At 64.6% G+C, this 20700-nt stretch carries 23 protein-coding genes and 2 pseudogenes; 9 read left to right on the top strand and 16 right to left on the bottom strand.

Translation table 11 applies throughout. The features are described 5' to 3' along the window. Positions 1-9 precede the first annotated feature (9 nt). Positions 10-360 (bottom strand): VOC family protein, encoded by a 351-nt coding sequence (locus CKJ84_RS01250; protein ID WP_095537048.1) that lies wholly within the window; start codon positions 358-360, stop codon positions 10-12. A 327-nt stretch (positions 361-687) separates the two neighbouring features. Between CKJ84_RS01250 and CKJ84_RS01245 the strand changes: the two genes are divergently transcribed. Together CKJ84_RS01245 and CKJ84_RS01240 are read left to right on the top strand one after the other, a co-directional pair. After that, positions 688-969, top strand: a complete 282-nt coding sequence (locus tag CKJ84_RS01245) for a type II toxin-antitoxin system RelE/ParE family toxin (protein WP_095537047.1) — start codon at positions 688-690, stop codon at positions 967-969. An 8-nt stretch (positions 970-977) separates the two neighbouring features. Next, positions 978-1283 (top strand): HigA family addiction module antitoxin, encoded by a 306-nt coding sequence (locus tag CKJ84_RS01240; RefSeq protein WP_095537046.1) that lies wholly within the window; start codon positions 978-980, stop codon positions 1281-1283. A 3-nt stretch (positions 1284-1286) separates the two neighbouring features. Here the strand turns inward: CKJ84_RS01240 and CKJ84_RS01235 are convergent. The 4 genes and pseudogenes from CKJ84_RS01235 to relB all read right to left on the bottom strand — a co-directional run bounded on the left by CKJ84_RS01235 (position 1287) and on the right by relB (position 3112). Next, positions 1287-2077, bottom strand: a pseudogene (locus CKJ84_RS01235) (alpha/beta hydrolase). Between the two features lie 21 nt (positions 2078-2098). Beyond that, complete coding sequence (gene arfB, locus CKJ84_RS01230; protein ID WP_095545699.1) at positions 2099-2542, bottom strand: alternative ribosome rescue aminoacyl-tRNA hydrolase ArfB; 444 nt, start codon at positions 2540-2542, stop codon at positions 2099-2101. A 61-nt stretch (positions 2543-2603) separates the two neighbouring features. Then, positions 2604-2888, bottom strand: coding sequence for a type II toxin-antitoxin system RelE/ParE family toxin (locus CKJ84_RS01225; protein WP_095545698.1), 285 nt, complete (start codon positions 2886-2888; stop codon positions 2604-2606). A gap of 8 nt (positions 2889-2896) precedes the next feature. Continuing rightward, positions 2897-3112, bottom strand: a complete 216-nt coding sequence (relB, locus tag CKJ84_RS01220; RefSeq protein WP_165765475.1) for a type II toxin-antitoxin system RelB family antitoxin — start codon at positions 3110-3112, stop codon at positions 2897-2899. Between the two features lie 177 nt (positions 3113-3289). On the opposite strand from relB, the gene CKJ84_RS01215 reads away from it, so the two are divergent. After that, the gene (locus CKJ84_RS01215; protein WP_095545697.1) at positions 3290-3652 is read left to right on the top strand and encodes a DUF2200 family protein; all 363 of its coding nucleotides are present in this window, start codon (positions 3290-3292) and stop codon (positions 3650-3652) included. A 22-nt stretch (positions 3653-3674) separates the two neighbouring features. Here CKJ84_RS01215 and CKJ84_RS01210 read toward each other — a convergent pair whose 3' ends face one another. The 3 genes from CKJ84_RS01210 to CKJ84_RS01200 are packed head-to-tail and all read right to left on the bottom strand — an operon-like array spanning position 3675 to position 6762. Beyond that, a complete protein-coding gene (locus tag CKJ84_RS01210; protein WP_095545696.1) occupies positions 3675-4427 on the bottom strand; it encodes an ABC transporter ATP-binding protein in 753 nt (250 codons plus the stop codon). Between the two features lie 4 nt (positions 4428-4431). Beyond that, a complete protein-coding gene (locus CKJ84_RS01205) occupies positions 4432-5556 on the bottom strand; it encodes an iron ABC transporter permease (protein ID WP_095545695.1) in 1125 nt (374 codons plus the stop codon). Next, positions 5557-6762 carry an ABC transporter substrate-binding protein gene (locus tag CKJ84_RS01200; protein WP_095545694.1) on the bottom strand — a complete coding sequence of 402 codons (1206 nt, stop codon included), beginning with the start codon at positions 6760-6762 and terminating at the stop codon, positions 5557-5559. It lies immediately after the preceding gene. Positions 6763-7049: 287 nt separating this feature from the next. On the opposite strand from CKJ84_RS01200, the gene CKJ84_RS01195 reads away from it, so the two are divergent. The 5 genes and pseudogenes from CKJ84_RS01195 (at position 7050) to CKJ84_RS01175 (ending at position 9802) form a co-directional block, all read left to right on the top strand. Continuing rightward, entirely contained in the window at positions 7050-7787 is a 738-nt protein-coding gene (locus CKJ84_RS01195) for a type II CAAX prenyl endopeptidase Rce1 family protein (protein ID WP_158221660.1), read from the top strand. A 47-nt stretch (positions 7788-7834) separates the two neighbouring features. After that, positions 7835-8284, top strand: coding sequence for a VOC family protein (locus tag CKJ84_RS01190; protein WP_095545692.1), 450 nt, complete (start codon positions 7835-7837; stop codon positions 8282-8284). An 11-nt stretch (positions 8285-8295) separates the two neighbouring features. Continuing rightward, positions 8296-8726: pseudogene (locus tag CKJ84_RS01185) on the top strand (GNAT family N-acetyltransferase). An 89-nt stretch (positions 8727-8815) separates the two neighbouring features. Beyond that, a complete protein-coding gene (locus CKJ84_RS01180; RefSeq protein ID WP_095278912.1) occupies positions 8816-9280 on the top strand; it encodes a hypothetical protein in 465 nt (154 codons plus the stop codon). A gap of 21 nt (positions 9281-9301) precedes the next feature. Next, on the top strand, positions 9302-9802 hold the full coding sequence (locus CKJ84_RS01175; RefSeq protein WP_095278911.1) for a 2'-5' RNA ligase: 501 nt from the start codon (positions 9302-9304) through the stop codon (positions 9800-9802). Here the strand turns inward: CKJ84_RS01175 and CKJ84_RS01170 are convergent. The 8 genes from CKJ84_RS01170 to CKJ84_RS01135 all read right to left on the bottom strand — a co-directional run bounded on the left by CKJ84_RS01170 (position 9735) and on the right by CKJ84_RS01135 (position 20283). Continuing rightward, positions 9735-10850: an FUSC family protein gene (locus tag CKJ84_RS01170; RefSeq protein WP_133064706.1), complete on the bottom strand. Its 1116-nt coding sequence runs from the start codon at positions 10848-10850 to the stop codon at positions 9735-9737. The two genes, CKJ84_RS01175 and CKJ84_RS01170, sit on opposite strands and share 68 nt — an antisense overlap. 45 nt (positions 10851-10895) lie before the next feature. Further along, the gene (locus CKJ84_RS01165; protein WP_198949226.1) at positions 10896-11642 is read right to left on the bottom strand and encodes a spermidine synthase; all 747 of its coding nucleotides are present in this window, start codon (positions 11640-11642) and stop codon (positions 10896-10898) included. Positions 11643-11674: 32 nt separating this feature from the next. After that, positions 11675-13657, bottom strand: a complete 1983-nt coding sequence (locus tag CKJ84_RS01160; RefSeq protein ID WP_095545691.1) for a bifunctional UDP-sugar hydrolase/5'-nucleotidase — start codon at positions 13655-13657, stop codon at positions 11675-11677. 158 nt (positions 13658-13815) lie between these two features. Next, positions 13816-14916: a hypothetical protein gene (locus tag CKJ84_RS01155; protein ID WP_095545690.1), complete on the bottom strand. Its 1101-nt coding sequence runs from the start codon at positions 14914-14916 to the stop codon at positions 13816-13818. Between the two features lie 51 nt (positions 14917-14967). Next, positions 14968-15498 carry a DUF1707 domain-containing protein gene (locus CKJ84_RS01150; RefSeq protein WP_095545689.1) on the bottom strand — a complete coding sequence of 177 codons (531 nt, stop codon included), beginning with the start codon at positions 15496-15498 and terminating at the stop codon, positions 14968-14970. A 56-nt stretch (positions 15499-15554) separates the two neighbouring features. Further along, positions 15555-16613 (bottom strand): hypothetical protein, encoded by a 1059-nt coding sequence (locus tag CKJ84_RS01145; RefSeq protein WP_095545688.1) that lies wholly within the window; start codon positions 16611-16613, stop codon positions 15555-15557. Then, positions 16606-18807 (bottom strand): AAA family ATPase, encoded by a 2202-nt coding sequence (locus CKJ84_RS01140; protein ID WP_095545687.1) that lies wholly within the window; start codon positions 18805-18807, stop codon positions 16606-16608. Before CKJ84_RS01140 ends, CKJ84_RS01145 begins: the two co-directional genes overlap by 8 nt. A 27-nt stretch (positions 18808-18834) precedes the next feature. After that, positions 18835-20283 carry a DHA2 family efflux MFS transporter permease subunit gene (locus CKJ84_RS01135; RefSeq protein ID WP_233125437.1) on the bottom strand — a complete coding sequence of 483 codons (1449 nt, stop codon included), beginning with the start codon at positions 20281-20283 and terminating at the stop codon, positions 18835-18837. A 41-nt stretch (positions 20284-20324) separates the two neighbouring features. On the opposite strand from CKJ84_RS01135, the gene CKJ84_RS01130 reads away from it, so the two are divergent. Beyond that, the coding region (locus CKJ84_RS01130) for a DUF429 domain-containing protein (protein ID WP_158221659.1) at positions 20325-20700 on the top strand (376 nt) is incomplete at its 3' end.

Raw genomic sequence — 20700 nt, 5'->3', positions numbered from 1 at the left:
AATGTGTAGCTAGGCCCCGGGGTTACCCACGCAGAACTCGTTGCCTTCCGGGTCCTGCATGACAGTCCACACCAATCCCGGCGCCTCGTGGGTGGTGAGTTCGGTAGCGCCTAGGTCTTTGAGGCGTTCGATAAAAGTTTCGCGCTCCGCCCCGCCAACGTCGATGTGCATGCGGTTTTTCCCAGGTGTCGGATCCTTAACGCGCTGAAATCCCAGCGCCGGGGTGGAATCAACCATCACAAAATCGCCGTAATCCGCGGCGATTTCGCAACCGGTTGCGGCGGACCAAAACTCGGCGAGCTTTGAGGGATCGTTGCAGTCGAAGGTGATCTGCCGGATCGTGAAATTGGGATCGCTCATGAGCATCATTTTAGGGGCGGGGCTTAAAATGCGCTGTCTGGTGTACGAGCGGAGTTAGAGCCTTCCGGCCTAATGGAGTGTTTTGTATCGCGAGGTTTTCTCCCGCGAGAAAGTAGGAACTCGATCTCGTAGCCATTTTCGGCTTCGGTGCCCCAAGTATCAACCTGATCTTCACTGTTCGGCTTCCCTTGTATTGTCTTCACGGTAGTCACCGTAATGCGGAAACGGTGTTGTTGCGTAGGGTGGGAGTGTACTTGCATTCGGGTGAGCTAAAGCTTAACGTTGTGCGTTATTGACGCTTTGCGTTATGGGGGGATAGGGTAAGGCATGATCCAGTCGTTCGGGAACCGAGAGACCGAGCTGGTATTCCTGCGTGAACCAGTTCCGAAACTGGATCCTCGGATCCATAAGTCGGCGAACAAGAAGCTCCACCAGCTCGACGCTGCTGTATCCCTTGACTCTCTTCGCGTACCGCCCGGGAATCGCCTAGAGGCTCTCAAGGGAGATAGGAAAGGGACGTTTAGTATCCGAGTGAATAACCAGTGGAGAATTACATTCCGCTGGAAGGGCGCAGGGCCCGAACATGTGACCATTGAGGACTACCACTAAGGAATGCCATGTCGAACAAGCTGTACCCGCCGATTCATCCTGGGGAGATTCTCTTAGAAGACTTCATTGAGGGATTCGGAATCACTCAGCACAAGCTTGCTGTGTCTATCGGGGTTCCGCCCCGTCGCATTAACGAGATTGTGCACGGCAAACGTGGAATCACGGCTGACACCGCTCTTAGGCTCGGAAAATATTTTGGGGTGGAGCCGATATTCTGGATGAATCTGCAGAACCAGTATGAGATTGAGCTGGCGGAAGATAAGGCCCTCGCCGAGATCGAGCAGATTCAACCGATCCAAGCTGTCTCGGCGTAGCGCCTAATCCACGTCCCCGGAGCCTATCGGGACGTATCGCGCGAGGAAATCCAGCTGCTGCGCCACGTTGCGCTCGAAGGCGTCGCCGACGTAGATGTCGAAGTGCCCGCCGGGCTGCATGCGAACCTCTCCCTTCGGGGCCTTCCGCACGTGCCGCAGGGTGGGGCGCGGCGGCGCCAGCGAATCGTCCTCGCACACCGCGAGGTGCGCGGGGCACTGGATTCTGCGGGCGTCGCGGCCGGGGAAGTAGCGCACGATGTCGGCGCCGAAGCGGGCGGTGATGCCCGACGGCGTCTGGTCTCCAGGTGGGATCAGTGCTTCGATGCCGGCGAGCGCGGCGATCTTGGCCAACACCTTCGGCGGGAGCGCAAATGTCGATGCGAACCTGTTGGTGAACGGGCACTGGGAAATCACGGCCGCAACCCGCGGGTCGCGTGCGGCGGTGCGGATGGCGTGCCCGCCGGCGAACGAGGTGCCCCACAGGACGATCCGGTCCGGATCGACGCCGTCGAGCTGCCGTGCGTATGTAATTGCGTTGCGCCAATCCTCCAGTTGGCGGCGCACCTAAAGCAGCTGCCGCGGCTCGCCTGCGCTGGCACCGAAGTGCCTGTAGTCGAACACCAGGCAGCGGTAGCCGGCGCTGCTGAAGCGTTCGGCGAAGGCGTCGAGACGCATCTGGCGCACCCCGCCGAGGCCGTGCGCCATCACAAGCATCGGCGAGCCGAGTCGGGGACAGACAGCCACGCGGCGCAGGAGCCGCCCCCGGAGGGGAAGGACACGTCGGTTCTTGGCATAACGCGAGTCTATGGCGAGCGCTAGGGAATCTGGGGGCGCCGCCTCGTGGACTTGAGTTCTGAGCGCCGCATCTTCGCCTCTCGATGGCGCCGCACCGAGCCCCGCGTTGGCTTCGTTGTGCGCCGCGGGGGAGGAGGCGGAGCGAGCGCTTCGCGCAAGAGCGCAGCCAGGCGGCGACGTGCCTCAGCGCGGTTACGAATCTGCGATCGTTGCGTCGACGCGCTCACGGTAAGCACGGTGCCGTCAAGGCGGTGTTCGAGGTTGCGCAAGATGCGGTGACGTTGGGCGTCGGTAAGCGATGCGCACGCAGCAATGTCGAGGGAAAGCTGGACCTTGCTGTCGGTGGTGTTGACGCCCTGGCCGCCCGGCCCCGATGATCGTGCAAACCGCTCCGTCAGATCGGCGGCAGCGATGACCGCGCCACCGGGGATCCCCGGGCCGGGGGCGATAGTCAGGTCGTTCATGTCACCCACCCTACGTTCGCGCTGGGGTCGATGAAGAATGGAGAGCCTACCGTGAGCACGATTAATCGCGGTAGATCTCGCGGCGATGGCCTATTGAAAGCACCTCGATTGTGATTGTGCCTTCGTTGATGAGGGCGAGGATTCGGTACGCGCCGACGCGATAGCGCCACTCTCCGGTGTGATTCGCGGAGAGCCCTTTCCCGAATGCTCGTGGGTCGGTGCAGCCTTCCAAGTTGTCTTTGATCCAGGTGGCGATGAGCCGTGCATCAAAGCGGTCCATCTTTTTGAGTTGCTTGCGTGCGCGGGCCGTGAATTCGACTTTGTAGTGGCCGGACGGTGTGGTCATCGGGAGCGCTACTGATCGAGGTCGGCCAGGATGTCATCAAGGCTGAACCGCTCACCGGTGTCGTGAGCGAGAGCGTCGCGAAGCTCCTGTACATCGTGCGCGTCTTCGATTTTCTCCAAGATCGCAGTGCGGGCGAAGTCGGAAAGAGTGACTCCTTCGAAGCGTGCGTACTTGCGCACGAGCTCCGCATCGTTGTCATCCATCCGGATCGTCATCGTTGCCATGGTTGCCCCCTTGGTGAGTTTGAATACAGTGTATTCAGTGGTTGAGCATCGCGCAATGGTTGGGGTGCTCGAACTGCGCAAGATGAGCAGAACACGGCACACCTCGACACATCCGCCTAGCGTGGGATACTCGGACATGAACTCACAGATCCACTAAGGAGCAAGAGGGAAACGCGCATGAACGAACAGGCAAAGTTAGAGCGGGTCTTCGCTTATTCGTTTGGCGACATCTACGGCAACTATGTGTCCAAGGTGGAGCGCAAGGGCCACACACGCGAGGAACTCGATGACGTCCTCGGCTGGTTCACGCTCCTCGAACCGGACGAGCTCCACGCGGCCGCGGACTCGGGGAAGACGCTGCGAGAATTCTTCGCCGACCTCACGCTCACCCCGAATGCCGACCTGATCACCGGCAAGGTGTGCGGGGTGCGCGTGGAGGAGGTCGAGGACGAGCTCATGCGCCAGATCCGCATGATGGACTTGCTTGTCGACGAGCTCGCGCGCGGCAAGAAGATGGAAAACATCAAGCGCGGCGAGTAGGTGAATAAAGGACCTGACCCGCCTAGACGGGGCAGATGACGGGGACGCCGGAGTCGCTGAGGATCTTGGCGCGGATGCCGTAGACCTCGTCGAGCAGGTCCGGGGTGAGCACCTCGGTGGGTGGGCCCTGCGTGACGCGCTGCCCGGCCTTCATGACGAGGAGCTCGTCGCAGTAGCGGGCCGCGAGGTTGAGGTCGTGGATTGCCACAATTGCCAGCTTGGTGGTACCGGCGATCTCCTCGCGGATCAGTCGCAGGACTTCCACTTGGTGGCGGAGGTCGAGGGCGGAGGTGGGCTCGTCGAGAAGCAAAATGCTCGGTTCGCGCACGAGCATCTGCGCAATGCCAACGAGCTGGCGCTGGCCGCCGGACATCGCGGTGATCATGCGGTCGGCCAGGTGGGAGATGTTGAGGCGGTGCATGACGCGCGCGGTGGCGTCGACGGGGTCACCACTTGTGCTGCCGCCGTGGTTGGCGGAGATCATGATGGACTCAAACGCCGTCAGCGACGCGCCGGAGAGTAGGTCTTGGGGGACATAACCGACGTGGTTTGGGCGGTCCTTGTCCTTGACTTCCTGGCCGTCGATGGTGACGGTGCAGGAGCCGGATGCGGCTTTCTTTACACCGGCGAGAGTCTTCACCAGGGTTGACTTGCCGGCAGCGTTAGGACCCAGCAGCCCGACGACTTTGCCGCCGTCGAGCGGGGCGAAGCTCATGGCGTCGATGATGGTGTTGCGGCCGTACTGGACGGTGAGGTCATCAGCCTGAATAGTCATGGCGTTATCCTTTCCGCTGGGCGCGGGTGAAAATCAGGAAGACGAAGAACGGGACGCCGACGAGCGCGGTGATGATGCCGATCGGGATGGCCACCCCGGGGATGATGGACAGCGAAACCGCGTACGCGATGCTGAGCAGCATCGACCCGGCAGCTGCCGCGGCGGGGAGGAAGAACTTCTGGTCTTCGCCGACGAGCATGCGGGCGACGTGCGGGCCGACCAGCCCGATGAAGCCGATGATGCCGGTGAACGCGACCGAGGCCGCGGCCAGCACAGAGGCGACGATGAGGGTGGTAATGCGCAGTCGCTGCACGTCGACGCCGAGCGCGGCGGCGCGGTCCTCGCCCAGGCGCAGCGCGGTGAGCCGCCACGCGTTGACGATGCAGAAGGGGATCGCGCAGACGATGACGGCGGCGAGGATGATGTTGGCGGTCCAGTTGGCGCGCTGCAGCGAGCCCATGGTCCAGAAGACGATCTGTTGCAGCGCCTCGGTGTTTGCGCCGTACTGCAGGAGCGAGAGGAGCGCCTGGAAGAGGAAAGACAGCGCGATGCCGAGCAGGATCATCGACTGCGCGTTCGCGCCCTTCCACACCGAGGCGGCAGCGACGATGAGCGCCGCGATCAGCGCGGTGAGCGCGGCCATGGTCGCCAGGTTGAACTGCGGGTTGGGGATGAGGGCCCAGCCCATGACGATCGACACCGCGGCGCCGAATGCGGCCGCCGCAGAGATACCGAGGGTGAACGGCTCGGCGAGCGGGTTATCCAGAATGGTCTGCATCTGCCCGCCCGCCAGGCCCAGCGCGGCGCCGACGAGTACGGCCATCACGGCCGCGGGCAGCCGCAGCGTCCGGATGACGGTCCGCGTCTGATCGTCGACGCTTTCCGGGCTGAAGACGGCGTTCCAGACGTCGGCAAGCGACAGGTTCAGCGGGCCGACGATGACGGCGATGAGGAAGCTCACTGCCGCCGCGATAATCAGGCCCACGATCGCAAGTGCTTTTCGACGCCCACGCTTCCGGTACGAACGAATCGCGTCGTTCCGGGCGGTTTCCGCCGAGGCCGGGGCGTCTGCCCCGGCGCGCTCTGCGCCGTTGGGGTCGATCTGTCGAAGGGCTGTTGAAGTGGTCATTTACGAGGTTTCACTGTTGGGGTCGGCGAAAAAGGCGCCGCTGTATTCGTAGGGGAGGAAGTCCTTGTGGAACTGCTCGAAGTCTGCTGCCGGGTCCATGTCCTCGAACTCCTCCGGGTGGAGCCACTTGGCAAAGGCCTCGAGTGCGAACACGTTGAAGGGGTTGTCGTAGAACTGGTGGTACACGGCAAAGTAATTACCGTTCTTCGGCGCGTCAAGCAGGTCAATGCCCGGGATCTTCAGCGGGCCGGAGCAGGACTCGATCGCGGTCTGTTCGTCCGCTTGGTAGCCCAGCTCGACGTGGTGGTAGGACTCGGACTTCGACGGGTCGCTTGCCCACTCGCCACCGGTGACGATGAGCTTCTCGGGGTTGATCTCTACGAGCTTTTCTGGCGTCAGCTGGGTGGAATCCGTGCCGAGCACCTCCGGGCCGAGGTTGTGGCCGCCCGCGGCCGTGACCAGGGTGCCGAGGTGGACGTCGCCAGCGACAGAGCAGCAGTCTTGGAAGCCGGCCGCGGTCCACACCAGCGTGTCTGGGCGGTCCTCGATGTTGGCTACGCGGTCTGTAATCGTCTTCACCTTCTCGTCGTAGAAGGCGTTGAACTTCTCCGCGCGCTCCTGCTGGCCCAAGAGCTCGCCCAGCATGGTCATCGATACGGTGGTATTTTCCAGCGGCTTCTGGCGGAAGTCGATGAACGCGTACTTGATCCCCAGCGCGTCGAGGTTGGAGAGGAAGCCGTTCTCCTCGCTTGCCTTCTTTTGGTCGAGCGTCATGATGATGACGTCCGGCTTTTGGGCGAGGAGGTTCTCAGCGGTGACGTCGCCCTTCTGGATGGAGCCGATCATTGGCATATCCTTGGCTTCGGGGTAGTCCTCGAGCAGCCTTTCCTGCAGGGCCGGGGCCGCCTTGTTGAGGTCGTCGCCGTACGCGACCACGTTGTTGAATGGGTTGTCCTGCAGGGTCGCGGTGGCGTACACCGCGCGGCCCTCGGCGAGCACGATTCGCTCGGGGCGCGCCTCGAAGTCGAGCGTGCGCCCGGCGGCGTCGGTGATGTGGACGGCGTCCGCGCTCCGTGCGGCGGACGAGGAGGCGTTCTGCGTCTCGGTCACCGCGGCGGTGTTGTCGTCGCTTCCAGAGCAGGCGGCGAGCCCGAGGACCGTGGCTGCGGAGACAAGGAGTGCTCCGGCGCGTTGGAAAAGTTTCAACTGCAGACCTTTCTTGCTTTAGGTAAGGCTCGCCTTTGCAAGCACTCCTTCTAAAGTAAGGCAAACCTTTCTTTGGGTCAACCCCCTGGTTTTCATTGTGCAATCCAATTCTTCTCACCGGCCTGAGCGGTGGCCAACGGGCGACCGACGATCCACGGATGTAGCGTTGTGCCGGCTGTATGAAACCCGAAAGAATAGGAGAGGAAACTCAAGTGGATCGCGTGTGTGATTTCGCGTTCGGCGCAAGACAACAACCGAACTACTCCTGGTGGAAACCGTTGGCCGAAATGCTCACCGTGATCGTCATGGTGATCGCGATGACAGTGGTCGTCGGGCTCTCGCTGGAGGCGGCAGGGCTTGACACCTCAGCTCCTGACGTCGACGGCTGGTTTACCTACGCCACCGTGATCGTCGAGATCATTGCGGTGCTCGTGGCAGTCAAACTGGTGGGGCGGCGCTCCGCGGCTTCGGTGCTGTGGAGTGGGAAAGCGCTGCGGCCGCTCACGCTCGTCGCGGCATATCTGTTGGCGTTTGCCGTCATAGCCGTCACGCTGGGACTGATCAGCGTCTACGCGTTCGGCTCGTCGTGGGACAAGGCGTTAGCAGGCTTTTCCAGTACGTTCCCGCTCGAGCTCGTGGCGATTCTGCTTGCCGCGCTTGCCGAGGAAATGCTGTTCCGCGGGCTTGTCTTCCAGGCCTTTACCGCGTGGACGCGGCACCCGCTCGTCGGCGCGATCGCCGCTGCGCTCCTGTTCGTTGCCGTGCACCCCGCAGCTTGGAGCGAACCCCTCGCGTTTGCGCACTTCTTCCTCGACGGCCTGCTCTACGCCTGGCTCGCCTGGTATTTCAACGGTATCGGCATCGCCGTCGCGGCACACGCGGCGTGGAATACTGCGGCAAGCCTGCAGGACTACGGGGTGCCGTTGTCGCTGGGCGGGACCGCAACGCAGTTCGTCGCGGCGGCGCTCTCGGTGGTCGTGCTCACCGTTGCGTTCCGTCGAGCACGGCGCCCCCTGCGCCCGTAACCTCCTCCGCCGGGCAACACCGGCGCTGTGCGTCTACGCTTGGCCGCATGGCAATTCACACATGCACCTATATCGCATTCCCCGGCAACGCTCGCGCGATGCTTGAGTTCTACCACTCCGTCTTCGGTGGCGAGCTCCGCATCCTCACCTACGGCGAGCAGCTGGACAACGGCGTGCAGTTCCCGTTCGAACCGCCCCGTGACAAGGTCGCGCACGCGTTGCTGCGCGGCCCGTTCACCATCTCCGGCGGCGACGACCTCGAGCACGACCGCGAGCAACTCAGCGCCAGCGAGTACGGCTTCACCGTCGAAGCGGACTCGCCCGAGGAGGCAAAGAAGCTTTACGACGCCCTCGCTGCAGAAGGCGGCGAGGCGCGCATGCCGTTCGCCCAGGCGCCGTGGGGCGAGCACTTCGGCATGGTGGTCGACCGTTTTAACGTCGCGTGGAACGTCACCGCCCCGGGCGGCGACAACGGCGCCAACGCTGCGCAGGCGTAGCGCGGTTGCGATTGGACAGCGGGGCGGGGGTTGCCGTCGCGGGGGTTGACCGGGCGGGGAGCGTCGCAAAGCTCCTGCGCGACTTCAACGCGGAGTTTGCTACACCGTGCCCGGGGCTGGGCACGCTCACGCGGCGGTTCGCAGAGCTCATCGCTGGGGACCACGGGTACGTGGTGCTCGCGGAGTGGCCCGAGCCCGTCGGATTCGCGCTGCTGACGCTGCGCCCGAGCCGTATTACGACGGCCCGATCGCAACGCTCGATGAGCTCTACGTGCGGCCCGAACTCCGGGGGAGGGGCATTGGCACCCGGCTCATGGACTGCGCGGAGGCTGAGGCGCGCGCACGGCACGTGGGCGAGGTGCAGATCAACGTGGACGCCGTTGATGTCGGTGCCTGCCGCTTCTACGAGCGGCGCGGATACACCAACATTGAGGCGGGCTAGGACGTGGCCATGCTGTGCTACATCCGCGAGTTTGGCTCGCCTGCCGGCACTGCGTAGCGCTTCGCGGCCGTGCCGTACCCTTGGGCAGCATGGCCACGAAGTACAAATTTTCCCTTCCGAATAGCAACTGGGTCCAGGCGACCACGCCCGCGAACATGGACTTCCTCCTCGCCCGTGCGGCTGAGGCGGAGCAGTCCGTGTTCATGCCGCCGACCATCAGCGGGCTGACCGCGGCGCTGGCGGAGGACGCCGACATGCAGGCGGTCATGAAGGACAACCTCGCCCGGCTCGAGCAGGCGGGGCAGAATCCGCGCGTGGAGCAGGGGGAGGTTAGCCCCGACGGTAATGCGGGCCTGCAGCAGGTGACGCTGTCCGCCTCGGCGGAAGACGGCACGCGCGGCGAGGTCGCCCAGCTGCAGAACTACCTCATCTTGCGCGAGCAGGGCGGCGCGCAACGGTGGGTGGTCATGCTCGCGCTCACCGCGGACGTGGGCCGGATCCAGGAGCTCGCCCCGGAGTTTCAACAACTCCTCGATTCGGTCGAGTTTGTCTAACTCGGGAAACGACCGACTGGAATGTCCTCGCGCTCGCCGGAAAACATCCTGTTGCGCCTCCCCGACACGGAGGAAGAGCAGGTCCGCGGGATCTTTGACGCGCTGGAGCAGCGGGGATTCCCGCGCCAGCACCAGCGCCCCCATATCTCAGTGACGTTTGCACCACGGATGCGCCAGAGCGCGGTAGAAAGCGCGGCGGCGCTGCTGCCGCCACTGCTCCCCGCGAGACTGGATCGGGTGGGCACCGTCGTCTTTGGCACCAAGTCCAAGCAGACGGTCGCGTGGTTACTCGAGGCGCCGGAGGCGCTCGAGCGCGCCGCCCGACAGCTCAGCGCAGAGAACCCTAATGGGCGAGGGGAGCGGTGGGTACCGCACCTGACGCTGGGGCTGCGCCTGCCAAAGTCAATGGTGCCCGGGTATATCGGGGCGCTCGCCGAGGTGACGAACCCGCACCTCAGGGCGCTGACTGCGGATCGGGCTGTGTACTACCGGCCGACTGTTGGCCAAGACCTGCAGCTTTAGGGAGCACCACGGTCGGGTACTTGCGTACGTAGCCGATCGCGATGATGACCAGCGCCGCGGCCGCGCCCAGGATCGTCTCAGCCGTGCGGGCAAGCAGCATCGGCGCGACGGGGGCAGCCTGCACCGTCTGGATCATCAGCAGCGCGGTTGGGGTGATGAAGCTGCCGGCGATGGTGTAGTTGCGGGTCACGTACATCTCAGTGAGGTACTGCAGCACGATGATCCACACCACGATCTGCCACCCCTGCATCGGGTGCGAGAGCAGGAAGCCCGCGACCAGGATGCCCGACAGCGTGCCCAGCACGCGCTCTATCGCGCGGAAGTACTGCACCTTGAACCGCGAGTTCACCAGCGGCGCGACCGCGGCCACCATCGCCCAGTAGAAGTGCGAGAGGGGGTCGATGAGCATCACCGAGAACAGTCCGATCACGCCCGCGAGGAGCGGGGAGAAGAAGAAACGAGCGGCCTCAACGCGCAGCCGCTTGCGGGGCACGGGGCCGGCGTCGGGGGCGCGCGACGGGCGCTCGGGGGCCTTCGCGTTGCCGCCGGGCCCTTCGCCGATGTACTGGGAACACTGGCCGAGCACCAGGCAGAGCAGCGCCGAGCTGCCCGCGATGCCGAACGCCATGAGCGGGTGCACCGGGTCGCGCAGCGAACCGACCGCGGCGACCGAGAAGATCACAAAGACGGAACCGGTCGGCTTCATGTCGGCGGCGAGGGCAATCGTCGCCCACACCGAGGACACCAGCGAACTGACCAGCAACAAGATCCAGGGGCTGAGGCCCACCCAGGCAATTGTTGCGCCGATCGTCACCGACAGGGTCAGCGCGCTCCCGGCCAGCAGATGGTGCTTGCGCCGCACCTGCGGGGTGGCGTGGCGGCCGTACACGCCGGTGAACGCGCCGAAGTTTGCGTAAATTGCCAGGTCAAGTCGTCCAAGCGCCAGCAGTGTAAACATCGGGATCGCCACGCCGAGCGCGGTGCGGAACGCGGGAATATGGTCGCGCTTCGCAGGCCCCATCTGAAACAACGGGCTGAAATGGTGCAACGTTGGCCTCCTGTCGCTTCGCTTCGGGAACTCGCAATACTGTAATCAGTCGCGGAGTGGGGCGCACTCGTTGGCGTCGATAAGCAAGGCCCCGTCGAGCGCAATGCTGCTTGTCGACGCCCCCACGACCACATTCCCGTACCCCCGACCCTCGGAGCGGGCGGCGGTTTGGCCGAAGACGAGCTCCAGGCCGGCGAGCTCGGCGCGGGTGCGCGGCAGCCCCTCCGTGTCGCCGATGTTGGCCATGAACAGACCGCCTGGGCGCAGGGCGCGCCGCGCGACGGTGAAGAACTCGACGGTGGTCAACGCGCGGGGCGTGTCCGGCCCCGCGAAGACGTCGCGGACGATCACGTCGACGGAGCCGGGCGCGAGCGCGTGCGTGAACGTCCGGGCTTCCGCAACCGCGAGCTGTACCGGCGGGTCGAACGCCCAGCGCACGAGGTCGGCGAGTGCGCTGTCCAGCTCGACGGCAACGTTGGTGGAATCCGGGTAGCGTTGTTGGAGAAACGATGCGAATGTGCAGCCCGCGGCGCCGAGGTGCACGGCGGTGAACGGGCGCGGGAGGTTGCCGGCCGCCTCGTGCGCGCTGATGAGCTGGGCGAACCAGCGAATGTAGTCGTACTCCAGCACCTCGGGCGCGCCGGGGACCACGTAGGAAGACGGGACGTTGTTGACCTCGAGGGTGTAGCCACCGTCGCGGGACGGGTCCGCCACGATCGCGGCGGTGCCCGTGTCGATGGAATAGGTGCCGGTGATGTGCCGTTTCTCGGCGCGCGGCTTACCGCGGCCCATGTGCATCACCGGCAGTCATGAGCGGAGTGGCCTTAACGCTTGGCAATCGGTCCGAGCACCTGGTCGACCTGCTGCGGCAGAAGCAGCGCGATGAGGCTGCCCAGGCCGGCGAGGCCAGCGAGCGCAACCGGCAGGATCCAGGCGAGGTCGGCGGCGGAGCTGCCTGCGGGGGCTGGGGTGCCCGGCTCGTCGGTGTCCTGCGCCGGTGCGACCTCGACCGGGACGGTCGCGTCGGTGCCCGCGTCGGTGGTGACGTGCAGTTCCTGGGGACCGGACATGTCATCCGGGACGTCGAGAGCCACGGTCGCCTTGCCCTTTTCATTCATCCCCTCCGGGCCGTAGGCCGGGTCGATGTCTGCGGTTGCCGTCGCATCGCCGAGCGAGACGGTGACCTGCTTCGCGGTCTCGCCAAGTGTGTACTGCAGCGAGGAGAGGTTGATCGTCGCGGACGTGCCCGCGGTCAGCGGGGCGTCCAGGTGCACGCCGACGTTGGACTGGCCGCCGCGCGGGGCCTTCGCCTTGTCTGCTCCGAGCGCCTCGACGAGGGCGTTGAGGTCCAAGTAGCCCAGGCTGGCCGGTGCGGTGCCGCGAGTGAACGCCTCAAAGTGGTCGCCGCCGCCCAGGATGAAGGTGGAGCCGGCGATGACGTACTTCTTCGCCGGGTCGATCGGCGCGCCGTCGACGGTGACCGAGGTGATGCGCGAGCCCTGCGGCGCCTCCGGGTCGTAGGTGTAGGTGACGTTGTCGGACACACCGAGCGCGGCGAACGGCATGGAGTCGCCGTCGCGCCACTGCTGCTCGAGCGCGTCGACGAAGTCCTTGCCCGTGATCTCCACGTAGGTGTTCTCGCCGCCGAACGGCTGGACTGCGAAGGCGTCGGCGTAGGTCACGTCGCCCTGCTCCAGGTCCGAGCGCACGCCGCCCGCGTTCATCACACCGATGTCGGGCGTGATCGCGGAGTTCTGGTCCACGCCCCAACGGGTGATCTCCGCGACGAAGTTGTTCAGCTGGGATTCCACGCCCACGGAGGAGCCGGATTCCTTACCTTCCTTCGCGCCGCGGTAGAAATCCGTGCCCGCGTTGCCCACGATGCGCTCGCCCTCCGCGCCAGCTTTCTCCTCGGCCTGCTGCATGATGGCGTCGACCTCCGGTTCGGGGGTGTCGCAGGCGCGGATAGCGTCGGCGTCGAGAAGCTCTGCGTGCTTGACGGTCGCCTTCTTGGTCGCGCGATCGAAGGAAAGATCGACGTTGGCCAGGTGCTTGCCGTACTCGCCGGCCTGGATGACTACGGGACTGGTCTGACCGGGCTCGATGACCTGGTGGGTGTGGCCGAGGAACGCGAGGTCGACGTCTTTGCTGAAGTCGTCCGGCCCGAGGTTGCCCTCGTGCACGAGCGCGACGACAACGTCTGCCTCGCCGGAGTCCTTCAGCTTTTTCGCCAGCGCGTTGGTGGTCTCGACCGGGTTATCCCAGGTAATGCCCTTGATGTTGTCGGGGGAGACCAAGTTCGGCATGTCGTCGGTCACGGTACCCACGAAGGCGACCTTCACGCCGTCGAGCTCCTCGACCGTGTAGTCCTTGACGCCGTCGATGGTGTGGGCGTTCGCGCCCAGGTAGTCAAAGTCGGCCTGCTTGACCACGCGCTCCTCGACGTCCGATGCGCCGTGGTCAAACTCGTGGTTACCAATCGCGGAGACTTTTAGCCCCATGAGATTGAGCAGGTCCAGCGTCGGCTGGTCATCCAGCAGCATCGACTCGAAGGGGGAGGCGCCGATGTTGTCGCCCGCGGAGGTGAAGATGTGGGTCTTGCCCTCGGCGGCCTTGTCCACGGAGCACTTCAGCGCCGCCGCGCCGGGCACCTTGTCGGTGGGCTTCCAATAACCGTGGAAGTCGGTGATGTTGGAGATGGTGAACTCTGCGGTGTCATCGGCAGCGAGCGCAGCGGGCGCCAGTGAGACGGCGAGCGCGGCGGCTGTGGTGGTGGCGAGGAGTTGGACGTTGCGGCGGAAGCGCACGGGTCGGGCCTTTCTGACGAACTGGTGGGAGCAGCACAAAACGCTGACTTAAAACTTAGAAAGCCTTGCTTTCCGCAGGGTGACATGCCGGTAAATTCCGGGTGACCGTTAGGGGCTTGGAGCTTATCGACGCTCGCGGTGCTTATCGACGCTCGCGTCTACAACTCGGTGACGTCGTTGTAGTCATTCACCCACGCCGACCCCGGCAGGCTGGTGTCTGTGGTCCAGGACAGCATGCTCGGATCCGCGTCGATGCGGACGCGCTTGCCCACGTACGCTTCCCACTCCACGCCCCGCTCAAAGTCGTGCCCGTTGATCGACTCCCGTGCGCCCAGCGAAACGTATTTGTCCACCGTTCGGGTGTCGGTGCCTGAGCCGGCGAGCAACGCCGAGATCTCTCGCGGTGAATCGAACCAGAGCACGAAGTACTGGCTGTCCGGGTCCTCATTGTTCGGGTTTGCCTGGCCCCTGATTTCAGGAAGCTCTGCGGCGGTGATCATCCGCACCGTGCCGGTGAGGCCGCCATCGTCTTCCACTGGCGCGTCCTCTGCCTGGGCCGCGGCGGCCGGCACTCCCTGCGCGAGCGCGGACGGGTCAGTGGTCGGCGTCCAGTCGACTTCCCGGTACTTGTCCGGAATGGCATCGAGGCGAGCGACTTCCGGCTCGCCGCTCTTGGTCAGCGTCTCGCCGTCGACGGAGTAAAGCTGGAAGTTCGCATCCGGTTGGGTTGAGTAGTGGTCCTCCTGGTAGAGGCCGTTTTGCGACGCGGACGCGTACACCGCAGCGCGGCTGCCGCCAGCGGAGCGCACCCCGTCCAACAACACAGGGGACGAGGGGCGGGCCTTGCCCTCCTCATTCAGGTGAAAGACCAACACGGGCGCGAACTCGCGCGAGTCCTTCTTCAGCAGCAGCTCGGGCGTCCCGTCGCCGGTTGCTTCGATCAGGGCGTAGCTGTACTCGCCCGTGGGCTCTACCAGCGCGTCGGTGTCAAACGCGTACTCGTCCGGGTGCGCGATGACGTACTCGTACTCGCTGTTCCAGTTGCCCTCGCCGGACTGCTGCGGCGAGCTCGGCTCCTTCGCCCATTCCGGGAAGTCCGCAGGATCGACCTCGGACCCGTCCGGGTTCACAAAGGTCGTGGACTTCACCACGACGGTTTCGCGCTCCCCGTCGCCGGAGCTGCAGGCGGTAAGGGAGACGGCGGTGAGCGCAGCAACGAGAAGCGCGCTCGTGGGGGCAGGAAGGCGTCGAAGGTTCACACGCCACAGTGTACAAGCAGCCTGTACACATGTTGGTGCGTTGAGGGGAGTCTACTTGCCCAGCTCCTTGCGGCGCTCGTAGGCGATGCGGAGTCGCTCCGCCCGCTCCGACTTATCCTTCTTCTCTATCTCTTCGAGCACGTCGTACTCTTCATCGGAGATTCCGGCGATGGTGTAAACCGCGAGTGCCGCAATGGCCGCGACCGGCCAGGCGACCCAGGCCAACGACACGTGGAAGGCGAACTGCAGCAGGAAAAACACGGCCGCACCGCAGCTGACGATGGCGCCTGCAGCAATATCGCAGTTGCGCTTCACCTTCAGCTTTCGCTCGAGCTCCGCCTCGCGCGCTGCGTTTACCGAGGGGGAATCGTCGCGCTGCTCGAGGATGCCGCCGCTGGAGGGGTGCGGGAGGTCGCTGAAAAGCGCAGCGAGCTCACCGCGAGTGGTTGCGGACGCGGCGCGGGCGGTGCGGGCGTCGAACTCGGCGACGTCGAGGTAGCCGTCGGCGAAGTGCTCGCCGAGGCGGTCGAGGGCGGAGGTACGCTCTGGATCACCAACACGAATGTCCGGGTTATCGGTCATGAGCCGTCCTTTCGCTCCGTGAGGTGTCTGGCCACCTACAACATACGCATGAATGGTCAATGATCGAGATCGGGAAAGCGGTCGAGCACCGCTTCAAGGTCCGCCTGGACACGTGGCCATGGTTGCGACAAGTCGATCGTGGTGGCACCGATGCGGTGGCCAATGATTTCCACGTCAAGCTCGGGCTGGATTGGCCCGTCGGTGCGCGCGTACAGCAGCAGCCCGGACACGGGCGTGCTCGTGGACGCCGCAGCGTTGTGCACGTACGCCTGAATTTGGTACAGGTTCCCCGAGTGCAGCGTGGCCTTGCCGTACTGGCCATAGGCCATGGGCCGGGAGTACAGCTTGGTATCGATAATCAGCGTCGCGTCTGGTCGCGCGAGCGTGATGTCGGTGCGCATTGCCGGGAGCTGATGCTTGCCGACGTCGCGCTGTCCCCCAAGATCCCACCTCACCTGCGCCGCACGTGGGTTGAGCTCTGGGTGGTGGAAGCGGAGGTACTCCTTCACAAAATTTTCAAACAAGGTGCTCATCGCCTCGGTGTGCTGCCAGGGGAGACCTGCGCCGCCGGGCTCGTTGCCGGGGAGAAGGCCCCGAGCTGCGAGTTCGCATGCGCCAAGCAGCCACCGGTACGACGCGGTGGTGCGATGGAGGTGGAGTTGGTGCCAACGGATCGTGTGGACGGGGATACGTGACACACGGGAGAGGTAGGGCAGAAGTCGGGTCAGCGCGCGTCGTCGGAACGGAGGTACCTCCTCGTGTCGCGCGAGCATGAGCACAACGGCCTTGACCGCGCGGTTGTGCTGGGTATCGGGGAGGAACTCGTCGTACTCGCGCACGACGGTCCCGTTTCGCATGTGGTGGCGCGCCATCGTGGCCGGCAGGTCGATTCGGGCTCTGATGGTGCGCAGCTCCTCGCGCTGGGGCAGGTAGTCGTGGTGGAGCCCGCGGCGCACTTGTCGTGAGAGTTCCTCGGCGATGATGTGCGCAAGTAGGTCGTGGAGGTGCGCGAACTCCTGCGGAGCCGCCTGCATCGGCGCGGTTCTCTCGAGGCAGCGGAAGGCGTACGCCATCATGACGTAGACGTTGCCGAGCAGGATGCGCGAGTTACCCATCGATCGCGCTTCGCAACGTCTCGGACCAAGTAGTGGCCTGCTCGGGCTGGTCAAACCAGTATTCGTGGAGCAGCGGGACTAGCTCGTCTTCTACTACTGATTCCAGCCACAGGTTATTTTCCAGTGCAGCGCCATCAGCCATCACGAAGCTGTGCCCGATAGTGAAGCCACTACCGAGCGCAGGATCGGCGGAAATGGCCTCGTTGAGGTTAATCAGTTGCGTGACCAGGTCAATGAGTTGCGGGCTGTTTTGCTGCTCCAAGTACTTCTGGAACTGCGTCGACTCGAAGGCGGGTGGGAGATCGAAGAACCCGAAGCGCCGGCGCAGCGCGTAATCGAGCAGCGCAAGGCTCTTATCGGCAGTGTTCATCATGCCGATGACGTAGATGTTCGGAGGGACCGAGAAGCGTTCTTTGCCGTAGAGCAGGCGCAGCGATCGTCCGCGCTTGGAGGACTCGAGGAGCATGAGGAGCTCGCCGAAAATCTTCGAGATATTGCCCCGGTTGATCTCGTCGATCAGGAAGAAGTAGTCGCGGTCGAGGTCTTCGCGCGCCCGCTCGCAGAACTCGTAGAAGGGCCCGTACTGCAGCGTGAAGCTGCCCGACTCGGTTGGGCGGTATCCCATGACGAAGTCCTCGTAGGAGTAGCTCTGGTGGAACTGCACCATGGAGATGCGCGTGTCATCGGTGCTTCCCATCAGTGCGTATGCGAGCTGACGGGCAGCATATGTCTTTCCCACTCCAGGGGGACCAGCGAGAATGACATTTTTCTTACGCTGTAGCAGCGAGGAAAGTCGATCGAAGCGTTCCTCGGAAAGGAACACGTCACGGAGGAAATCGTGGCGGGTGTACTCGCGTGCAGCCGCGACGGGTTGCTCAATCGCTGGTGAGGTGTCAAAGATTGCTTCGAGTGCCTCGACGCGTTCGTCGTAGCGGGTAATATCGGTAAGCGTTTTCATTGCGAATGCAGAGGGCGCTTCCCACGAACCGGTGTCGGTCCATTTCACGGCGCGGGTGTTGCGAAACTGCGTGCGCTCTGCGTGAAACTCTGGCGCTCCCACCACCACACCGCGTCCCACCAGCTCTGTGCGACCACGTCTTGCGTAGACGATATCGCCTGGTTCCATGCAGTGCTGGAACTCCCAGACAGCGAGGGTGTCGTTTGGGGCAGCCTTGCCAGTCCCCTCAGTGTCTAACGCTTCGCGAATTTCTTCCCGAGAGGTGTACTGGCCGAAGTCGCCGAGCGACGACCAGTTCAGCGCCATGACGCCTTCGCGACGCTGCGCCTCCCAGTTGCTTGCATTGGTGCCCGGCGCGAAAGCCCAGTAGTGCACGCCCCGCGTCTCCTGCGACTCTGTCTCCTCCGGTTCGGGACGTGGCGTGAGCTTCGCGCTTGGGTTCCAATGCTCCACGATTCCTGCGGACCAGAAGTGGAAGGGCTCGTCATGCTCGTTTGCGAGCACTTCGCGGATTGCGAGGAGGTCGCGGTCGACCGCCGCAGGGTCGTCGCCAGGAGTTGGGGTGATCCGGTTGGCGAACCCGTGGCGGATCTTTGCCTTCATCGGGTTTGAAGAGATCGGCTCGAAGGCTTCCGGAAACGCCAGGAACTGCAGCGCGTTGCGTGCACCTGAGGTGTCTTCGTCTATATCAAGCATGAGCCGTTGAAACTCCCACGCATCGGCGTGGGCCGCTTCGCGCGTGCTGGAGTTTTGTGAGCGCAGGTGAACGACAAACTTAGCCATCCAGATCAGCTGTTTCCAGAGCGAGCCGTGGTAGCCCTGGCCACCCTTAAAGCCGGAAGGTTCGCGCTGTTCGAACAATTGCTTTGCGGGCGCAGGGAGGTCGTGGATGTCCGCGAGACGAAGCAGTCTTGTCAGGTGTTTCACCCTCGTGTCGGCGGTCAGCGTGCGTTCCGGGTGATCGCGGAGCAAGACTAATTCCGCGGCGAGCACGATGACCTCGTGCGGCGCGCCAGCGAGTTGGTCTTCGAGCTTGCTCCACTGATCCAGTTTGCCCAGCATCGGGTTGTCCTCGATCCGGTGGCGGAGTTCCTCGGCAGCCTCAGCGGTCCAGATGGTGAGCTCGGTCGCGAGGAATGAGTGGGCGTCGCCAAGCATATGCTCGAAGATCGGAGCAACGCTGCGCGCGAGGCGAAGGTCATATTGCGGGCGGGAACGAAGGAGCGTAGACGTCATGCCAACCAGTTTGGCAGATGACAAAGTTTAGTCGTTCCAGCTCTTCGTCCGCGCGAAGAAGCACGCCATGATCGCGCCGAGCAGCGCGACGGCTGCGGGGAGATACAGCGAGTGCGACATGGCCAGTGCGAACGGGGCGTGAAGTGCCTCGGGCATCGCGCCACCCGTACTTCCGGCGGCGCCGCCGACGGTCGCCTCGCCCGCGCCGGGGCCGAGCTGGGCGTTGAGCTGCGCGTCCATGAGCGCGGCGATCGCGGCGGAGCCAATGACGGCGCCCACCTGGCGCAGCGTGTTGTACACGCTGGAGCCGGCGCCGGCGAGCGCGGGCTCGAGGTTGCGCGTGGCAATCATGGACAGCGGCCCCCACACCATCGAGTTCGCCACGCCGTTGAGCACGGAGATGGCGAGCAGCCAGTACGGGCTGATCGTGGGGTCGGCGATCCAGGCGGTCAGCGCCACCGACACGCCCAACATGGTCAGGCCCGCGATGGCGAAGGGCTTGGGCTGGTGGGTGTTGGTGAGCTTGCCAATCCAGGGCGACAGTACGCCCGAGACCAGCCCCGCGGGCACGAGGAGGAGCGCGGCGCGGGTGGGGGAGAAGCCCTGGACGGACTGGATGTAGATCATCCACGGGATCATGTACGTCGACACGGTAAAGCCCACCGTGGCGATCGTGACCGCGGAGAGCGAGAAGTTGCGGTCCGCAAAGAGGGCGAGCGGCACAAGCGCGTCGCGACGAGTGCGCGACTGCCACGCAACGAACGTACCGAGCAGGACCAGGCCGCCGGCGATGAGACCGAGCGCGCGCCAGTCCCAGTTGAAGCGCTCGCCCTCCTGGATACCCAGGATGAGGCAGAACATGCCCGCTGCGCTCAGCACCACGCCGAGCCAGTCGAGGCTGCGGGAGGTGAGCTCGAGGCGCGGGACGTAGATCCACGCGAGCACCAGGCCGATCACGCCGATGGGGACGTTGACAAAGAAGATCCAGGGCCAGCCGGAAGCGTCGACAAGCAGCCCGCCCAACAGCGGGCCGACGATGGTGGCGACACCCGCGGTCGCGCCCCAGACACCCATGGCGCTGCCGCGCTCGCGGGGGCTGAAGGTACGGATCATCACCGCCATCGTCTGCGGGGTGACCATTGCGCCGCCGAGGCCTTGGAAGACGCGGGCGACGATGAGCGCCTCGATTGTGTCGGCCAGTCCGCACGCCAGCGAGGACAGCGTGAAGAGGGTGAGGCCGGAGATGTAGAGGGCGCGGGGGCCGAAGCGGTCGCCAAGCCTGCCGGTGATCAGCAGCGGCACCGCGTATGCGAGCAGATACGCGCTGTTGACCCAGATCACCGAGCTGTAGCTCGCGCCGAGCCCGGCGGTGATCGCGGGGATCGCTACGGAAACGATGGTCGAATCGACCAGGATCATGAAAAAGCCCAGCATCATGGACCACAATGCGGGCCAGGGGGAGCGTTGTTGCGTCACCTCGGACACTCTACCCCGCAGCGGGCAATATGCTTTCTCGCATGAACCGCACCTTCTCCGGCATTGACCTCGCCGCCGACCCGGCCAAGACCGGCATCGCAACCATCCAGGAAACGCCCGCCGGGCTCACGCTTATCGACGCCACCGCCTCCGCCACCGACGCCATCCTCATCGAACTCGTGACCGGTGCCGAGCTCACCGGCGTGGACGTGCCCGTCGGATGGCCGCGCGCGTTTCGGGAGTTCGTGAGTGCGCACGCGGACCAGCGCATGGCTGCCCCGGCGACCTACGGCCCGGACGAGCGCCGCCGCTTGGTCAACCGCTTCACCGACCTGGAGGTGCGTCGCAACGCCGGGGTGACCCCGCTGCCGGTGGCCGCCGAGCGCATCGCGCACCCGGCGCTGCGCTGGGCCGGCG

It is taken from the genome of Corynebacterium sp. NML 120412 (assembly GCF_002285155.1).
In the GTDB taxonomy this organism is placed as follows: Bacteria; Actinomycetota; Actinomycetes; order Mycobacteriales; family Mycobacteriaceae; genus Corynebacterium; species Corynebacterium gottingense.
Note: the sequence above shows the minus strand (reverse complement) of the source record. Positions and strands in the feature narration are given on the sequence as shown.

What these genes read in the sequence shown, in the direction of transcription:
- CKJ84_RS01245 (WP_095537047.1), top strand. Translation starts at nt 688, where the DNA reads ATGATCCAGTCGTTCGGGAACCGAGAGACCGAGCTGGTATTCCTGCGT.
- relB (WP_165765475.1), bottom strand. Translation starts at nt 3,112, where the DNA reads ATGGCAACGATGACGATCCGGATGGATGACAACGATGCGGAGCTCGTG.
- CKJ84_RS01240 (WP_095537046.1), top strand. Translation starts at nt 978, where the DNA reads ATGTCGAACAAGCTGTACCCGCCGATTCATCCTGGGGAGATTCTCTTA.
- CKJ84_RS01140 (WP_095545687.1), bottom strand. Translation starts at nt 18,807, where the DNA reads ATGACGTCTACGCTCCTTCGTTCCCGCCCGCAATATGACCTTCGCCTC.
- CKJ84_RS01190 (WP_095545692.1), top strand. Translation starts at nt 7,835, where the DNA reads ATGGCAATTCACACATGCACCTATATCGCATTCCCCGGCAACGCTCGC.
- CKJ84_RS01180 (WP_095278912.1), top strand. Translation starts at nt 8,816, where the DNA reads ATGGCCACGAAGTACAAATTTTCCCTTCCGAATAGCAACTGGGTCCAG.
- CKJ84_RS01145 (WP_095545688.1), bottom strand. Translation starts at nt 16,613, where the DNA reads ATGGGTAACTCGCGCATCCTGCTCGGCAACGTCTACGTCATGATGGCG.
- CKJ84_RS01210 (WP_095545696.1), bottom strand. Translation starts at nt 4,427, where the DNA reads ATGACTATTCAGGCTGATGACCTCACCGTCCAGTACGGCCGCAACACC.
- CKJ84_RS01150 (WP_095545689.1), bottom strand. Translation starts at nt 15,498, where the DNA reads ATGACCGATAACCCGGACATTCGTGTTGGTGATCCAGAGCGTACCTCC.
- CKJ84_RS01165 (WP_198949226.1), bottom strand. Translation starts at nt 11,642, where the DNA reads ATGGGCCGCGGTAAGCCGCGCGCCGAGAAACGGCACATCACCGGCACC.
- CKJ84_RS01205 (WP_095545695.1), bottom strand. Translation starts at nt 5,556, where the DNA reads ATGACCACTTCAACAGCCCTTCGACAGATCGACCCCAACGGCGCAGAG.
- CKJ84_RS01225 (WP_095545698.1), bottom strand. Translation starts at nt 2,888, where the DNA reads ATGACCACACCGTCCGGCCACTACAAAGTCGAATTCACGGCCCGCGCA.
- CKJ84_RS01175 (WP_095278911.1), top strand. Translation starts at nt 9,302, where the DNA reads ATGTCCTCGCGCTCGCCGGAAAACATCCTGTTGCGCCTCCCCGACACG.
- arfB (WP_095545699.1), bottom strand. Translation starts at nt 2,542, where the DNA reads ATGAACGACCTGACTATCGCCCCCGGCCCGGGGATCCCCGGTGGCGCG.
- CKJ84_RS01250 (WP_095537048.1), bottom strand. Translation starts at nt 360, where the DNA reads ATGAGCGATCCCAATTTCACGATCCGGCAGATCACCTTCGACTGCAAC.
- CKJ84_RS01195 (WP_158221660.1), top strand. Translation starts at nt 7,050, where the DNA reads ATGCTCACCGTGATCGTCATGGTGATCGCGATGACAGTGGTCGTCGGG.
- CKJ84_RS01215 (WP_095545697.1), top strand. Translation starts at nt 3,290, where the DNA reads ATGAACGAACAGGCAAAGTTAGAGCGGGTCTTCGCTTATTCGTTTGGC.